General features: G+C 57.3%; 6 protein-coding genes. 2 read left to right on the forward strand and 4 right to left on the reverse strand.

Features of this window, described 5'->3' with window-relative positions; all coding sequences use genetic code 11:
• The 4 genes from secG to tpiA all read right to left on the reverse strand — a co-directional run.
• A partial coding sequence (gene secG, locus ACILRN_RS15470) for a preprotein translocase subunit SecG (RefSeq protein WP_395689801.1) occupies positions 1 to 279 on the reverse strand: 279 nt, incomplete at its 3' end.
• 88 nt (positions 280 to 367) lie between these two features.
• Positions 368 to 1,153: an MBL fold metallo-hydrolase gene (locus tag ACILRN_RS15475; protein ID WP_395689803.1), complete on the reverse strand. Its 786-nt coding sequence runs from the start codon at positions 1,151 to 1,153 to the stop codon at positions 368 to 370.
• Between the two features lie 45 nt (positions 1,154 to 1,198).
• Entirely contained in the window at positions 1,199 to 1,678 is a 480-nt protein-coding gene (locus ACILRN_RS15480) for an L-2-amino-thiazoline-4-carboxylic acid hydrolase (RefSeq protein WP_395689804.1), read from the reverse strand.
• Entirely contained in the window at positions 1,675 to 2,433 is a 759-nt protein-coding gene (gene tpiA, locus ACILRN_RS15485) for a triose-phosphate isomerase (protein ID WP_395689805.1), read from the reverse strand. The genes ACILRN_RS15480 and tpiA overlap by 4 nt, the downstream gene beginning before the upstream one ends.
• Positions 2,434 to 2,561: 128 nt before the next feature.
• On the opposite strand from tpiA, the gene ACILRN_RS15490 reads away from it, so the two are divergent.
• Positions 2,562 to 4,448, forward strand: coding sequence for a SurA N-terminal domain-containing protein (locus tag ACILRN_RS15490; protein WP_395689807.1), 1,887 nt, complete (start codon positions 2,562 to 2,564; stop codon positions 4,446 to 4,448).
• Positions 4,449 to 4,480: 32 nt separating this feature from the next.
• Positions 4,481 to 5,621: anthranilate synthase component I family protein (locus tag ACILRN_RS15495; protein ID WP_395689809.1), on the forward strand; the 1,141-nt coding region annotated here is incomplete at its 3' end.

A 5,621-nucleotide genomic window follows, 5' to 3' on the forward strand; every position in this document is an offset into this window, starting at 1 on the left:
AGCCGGGGGTGGAACTGTATCGACCGCGTCAATAACCGACCCCCCGCCGCGTTGCGTTGCAATGACAGTCAACGCAATCGAGGTACAGAAAAACGCCACGGCCAGATAGGCTGTCGTCCGGGTAAGAGCGTTTCCTACTCCCCGCGTCGAAAAGATATTTCCGCCGCCTCCCCCGCTGCCTCCAATACCCAGGGCACCACCCTCAGACCTCTGAAGCAGGACGACGCCAATCAGGGCAAGTGCAACGAGGAGGTGAACGATAAGAACGACGGTTTCCATGAAATGTTCCGGAATTTCAGATTACGGTCGCGCTTTAGCGCCTCGACGCGATGAAAGCAACCAGAAGCCGCAGACCACAAATAGGCTGTCAGCGCCCTGGAAAAACGATCAACTTTGGCGTGTCAGGCAGGCTCGCAGCCGAGAAGACCGTGGTCGTCGCTGTCAGAGTTTCGAGTTCAAAATCCTGTCTCACAGTTGAGATGAAGCGGTTTAGGGTTGAAGGCCCAAAAAAATGCATTGGGATCACCACACGTGGCTTGATCGTTTGTAACACCTCGAGCATGGCTTCCTGGCCAAGAGTATATCCGCCGTCGACCGGAACCATGACGATATCAAGACGGCCGATGAGGCCAAGATCCTCATCGCCGAGCAGATGGTGGAGGTGGCCGAGATGGCCGATGCACAGTCCTGCCGTTTCAAAGATGAAAATGGAATTTCCATCCTTGATCCGTCCGTCCAGGCCTGCCCGGAGGTCCGTTGTCACGTTGCGAACCCTTATGTCGCCAATCTCAACATCGTGAGCGGCAGCCCCGCCCTCGGGGTTCCAACCACGCAGAACATGCTTAATGGCGGGGTCCGGCGTATCAGTGTAGTGAGTTGAATGAGCCTGGTTCATCGTCACTGCGTCCGGCAAGATCCCGCCAGATTGTCCGGCGTAGTCGGTGACGATCCGAGTGCCTTCTGGACTCTCAATGATGAACGTCGCATGTCCGACGAAGGTAATGCGGACTTGCTCGCCGGTCAGGTCGTTCTCCGAATATGAGGCGGGCATTAATTCCGGGGTTCGCCCGGCAATTGCGAGGCAATCACTCTGCAAGGCAATTGCAGGCTTTGCGATCAGCAAGACCAGCAAGGCAAACAACACGGGCCGCATGACTGTCTCTCCCTGATCGACCCAGGACAACGCCCACATGAGGGATTAGGCAGATTCCCCGGTACTTCGCTGATATCGGAACGTGCAGCACTGCGCACCCTCCATGATCGTCTGTTTTCGCTCCAGTTCAATCGCTGGGTCATAGCCCTGGCAAAAGGCTCCATCTCGATTGCAGGAAAGCAGATGGCCGATCTCTCCAAGCCCGATAGCGCGATAGGCTTCCGCGTAGCGACACCGCGTTATGTCGAAGTGGAAGTGCTGATCGTCCAGTCGAAGTACTTTCATCTCCAGCGCACCATCAGCCGTCCAGAGTTCGTAGAGCTTCGCGAAATCAGCCATGCTGGTGTTGCCGCCCGCTCTCTCCGCAAAATAACGGCCCTCAGCGATCGCAGCCTTGCGTATCGCCGCTTCCAAGATAGCCGAGGCCTTATCTTCGCCGATCTGAGCAACCATTTCGGCATAAATCGGCCCGATAACCTCTGCCTGGAGCTTGCGCTTGGTCAGTGTTGGGATTTCGTTTATCATGCATAAACCTTTATGATACCGAGGAAATCGGCGGCTTTTAGACTTGCGCCTCCAACCAGGGCACCGTTGACGTGGGGCTGGCTCATGAGTTCGGCCGCATTGGAGGGCTTGACAGAGCCTCCATACAGGATCCGCATCTGGCCGCTCTCGGCAGCCAGGATCCGCCCAAGTTCCGCCCGAATGTGTGCGTGCACCTCGGCAACCTCGGCCGTGCTGGGTGTCAGTCCGGTACCAATCGCCCAAACTGGCTCATAGGCTATGACTGTGTTGGCGGCGGTGGCTAGGTCCGGTAGCGAACCTTTGAGCTGACGTTTTACTACATCAAGGGTCTGCCCCGCTTTTCGCTCCTCAAGCGTTTCACCGATACAGATGATCGAACTGATACCTGCACGATGGCAGGCTTGGGCTTTCCTGCGAACGACCTCATCCCCCTCATGATGCTGGGTGCGTCGCTCGGAGTGGCCAACGATTACGGCTGAACAGCCGGCCTCCTTCAGCATCTCGGCAGAAATGTCCCCGGTATGGGCCCCAGACGGCTCCCAGTGACAGTCCTGTCCCCCGATCTTGATCTTCGACCCCTTTACCACTGACTTGACCCGCCGCAGGATCACCGCCGGAGGGCAGATCATCACGTCCGCTCTCAGCTTCACATCCCTCAACATTCCAGCAAGAAGGCGCGGCTCCTTGAGCATGGCCAGACCGCCGTTCATTTTCCAGTTCCCCGCAACCAAAGCCCTTGGCACTTCGCCAGCCATGTTCCCTCGCGTGTGTTATGCCCGAAAAAGGCCTTTTAGCAGATGCATACCGCACTTGCGAGGGGTGAGACGTCTACCTATAGTGCGCCCGGTTCGGCACGGTTTATTCTCGGAAAGGAAAGTCCCTGATGATGGAGTCCCTGCGCAATGCTGGCAAGACCTGGGTGGCAAAGCTGCTCGTTGGCCTGCTCGCGGTGAGCTTCGGTGTCTGGGGCATTGCCGACGTTTTCAGGGGGTCGGCCGGATCGACTCTCGCAACCGTTGGCGAGACCACCATCTCGGCTGATCAGTATAACCGCGCTTTTCAGGAGTATCTGCAGGCCTTGTCCCGCCAGACGGGCCAGGGTCTCACTCCTGAGCAGGCGCGAACGATGGGCATAGACAGGGCAGTACTCGATAGCCTCGTACAAACTGCGGCGCTTGATGACGAGGCCCAGCGTCTGGATCTGGGGGTTTCGAACGAATTCCTTGCCCAGACCGTTATGCGGAATGAAGCTTTCCGGAATGCCCAAGGCGTTTTTGATGCCAACCGCTTTAAGGATCTTCTCGCGCAAAACGGGCTCACCGAGGCAGGATTCTTTGCTGACGAACGCCAACGTCGGCTTCGGCAGGCTTTGACGGATACAGCCAGCACTGCAGTACCGGTCAATTCGGCTTTGCTGGAGGCACAATACCGTTACGAAACTGAGCAACGGGATGCTCGCTACTTCATCGTCTCGTCATCAGATACGGAAGTTGCAGCGCCTACGGACGAAGAGATCACGAAAGAGTACGAGGCCAACCCTTCTGCATATACAGCGCCTGAATACCGGTCCGTGGCCATCATGAAGGTCGAACCTTCCGATATAGCGGCAGCCATCGTGCTGACTGATCAAGATGTGTCTGATGGCTATGAAAAGTATAAAGGTGACTATTTCACGCCTGAGAAGCGCACCATAATTCAGCTCAGTTTCCCGACGGAGGCCGAGGCGGCATCCGCGAAGCAGAAGATCGACTCTGGAACCGATTTCCTGGCTTTGGCGACAGAACGAGGTTTCACCGAGAAAGATATCACTTTTGCTGACAAGACCAGAGATGACTTAATCGACCCGACAATCGCGGAAGCGGCTTTTTCCTTACCGGTCGGAACTGTCAGCGATACGGTGAAAGGCAATCTCTCGACCGTCTTGATCAAAGTGGTGTCGATCACCCCCGAGCATCAGTCGACACTTGCGGAGGTTCGCAGCACGCTTGAGGAGAGGCTGCGCCTCGACCGGGCGAATGAAGAGATCCAGTCCATCTACGACGCCGTCGAGGATGCACGTGCAGCGCAAACCACATTCGAAGACATTGCAGCAAAAGCCAATATTCCCTTCCAACTGATCGGCTCCATCGATGCGTCAGGCAAAAGCAAGGATGGAACTGAACCCACAGTGCCCCACAAGGCACAGGTTGTCGAGGCAGCCTATGCGAGCGACGTTGGTGTAGAGACCGATGCCCTCGTGCTGGACAATGGATATGTGTGGTACGAGGTCCGCGAGGTGATCCCTGCGGCCCTGAAGCCTCTCGAGGCAGTGAAGTCTCAGGCAACTGCGGCTGTCACCGCAAATAAGGTTCGCGCCCTATCGGAGGAGAAAGCCAAGGCACTCCTTGAACGGGCCCGCAGCGGTACACCTCTCGAAACTCTCGCGACCGAAAGCAAGGCAACACTCGAAACCGCACAAGGCCTGCGCCGGACCGAGTCCAGCGACCGCTTCCCCCCTGCTGCCGTAGCAGCACTGTTTGCTGTGCCAAACAATGGTTTTGCATATTCGCTGGAGCCTGATGGCCGCTCAGCCCGCCTGATGCAGGCCGAACCAGTGTTGTTGCCAGCCTTTGATCCAGGTTCGCCCGAGGGGCGCGCTATCGCCGATCGCCTGAAACCTAAACTGTCGGACAATCTCCTGACGGCGTACCTTGGAGCCATTGAAAAGGATGCTGGTGTCAGCATCAATGAACCGGTTTGGCAGTCCATCGCCGGCGAGCCGACGAACTGACATCCAGGCGTGAGTTCGACTGGAGCACATACATGAACCTCTCTCCCGATTATGACCGCTTCGCGCAGGCCTATGAAGCCGGCGAAGCACAGATCGTGGCAACGAGGCTCGTCGCGGATCTTGAAACGCCGGTATCGGCCAAGCTGAAACTGGCACGCAATGCGAGATATTCCTTTCTTTTGGAGTCAGTCGAGGGCGGCGCGGTGCGTGGCCGTTATTCGATCATCGGCCTTAACCCAGACCTGATCTGGAAGGTTGAAAACGGAAAAGCCTGGATCAACCGTCGCGCCGGGCAGGATCCCGATGCATCGTTTGAGGCTCTTGACTTGCCACCGCTGCTTGCCCTCAGGGCACTGCTGGCGGAAAGCCGCATTGCGCTGCCCGAGGATGCGCCCCCCATGGCTGCAGGGGTCTTTGGTTACATGGGTTACGACATGGTCCGTTTCATGGAGGAACTGCCACAACCCAAGCCCGACAGCCTTGGCCTTCCGGATGCGATGCTGATCCGCCCCACGATCATGGCGATTTTCGATAGCGTGAAGGACGAAGTGAGCGTTACCTCACCGGTCTATCCGGACCCCGGCATTTCAGCAAAGGCGGCCTATGCCCAGGCGCGCGAACGCATCTCCGGAATCGTGGATGCTCTGGACCGGCCTCTGGATCACCTCGCCCTGCGGGAGCCCGATACTCCACCGATCAGCGCTCCACGATCCAATACAAGGCCCGAGGACTACAAGGCGATGGTACTTAAAGCCAAGGAATACATCGCTGCCGGCGATATATTTCAGGTGGTGCTGTCGCAGCGCTTTGAAACCGAATTTGCACTGCCACCATTTGCGCTTTACCGTTCGTTGCGCCGGGTCAATCCATCTCCTTTTCTGATCTATCTTGATTTCGACAGTTTCTCGGTAATCGGCTCAAGCCCGGAAATCCTGGTCAGGGTGCGCGAGGGCAAGGTCACCATACGGCCAATCGCAGGCACCCGGCGCCGCGGCGCCACGCCCGCGGAGGACCGCGCGCTTGCAGCCGAGCTTCTCGCCGATCCAAAGGAACGCGCAGAGCATCTGATGCTTCTGGATCTCGGCCGGAACGACGTGGGCAGAGTTTCAGAGATCGGAAGCATCAAGGTTACCGATCAGTTCATCCTTGAGTACTACAGCCAGGTGATGCACA

Source organism: Aestuariivirga sp. (assembly GCF_044238155.1).
Classification (GTDB): Bacteria; Pseudomonadota; Alphaproteobacteria; order Rhizobiales; family Aestuariivirgaceae; genus Aestuariivirga.

What these genes read in the sequence shown, in the direction of transcription:
- tpiA (WP_395689805.1), bottom strand. Translation starts at nt 2,433, where the DNA reads ATGGCTGGCGAAGTGCCAAGGGCTTTGGTTGCGGGGAACTGGAAAATG.
- ACILRN_RS15480 (WP_395689804.1), bottom strand. Translation starts at nt 1,678, where the DNA reads ATGATAAACGAAATCCCAACACTGACCAAGCGCAAGCTCCAGGCAGAG.
- ACILRN_RS15490 (WP_395689807.1), top strand. Translation starts at nt 2,562, where the DNA reads ATGATGGAGTCCCTGCGCAATGCTGGCAAGACCTGGGTGGCAAAGCTG.
- ACILRN_RS15475 (WP_395689803.1), bottom strand. Translation starts at nt 1,153, where the DNA reads ATGCGGCCCGTGTTGTTTGCCTTGCTGGTCTTGCTGATCGCAAAGCCT.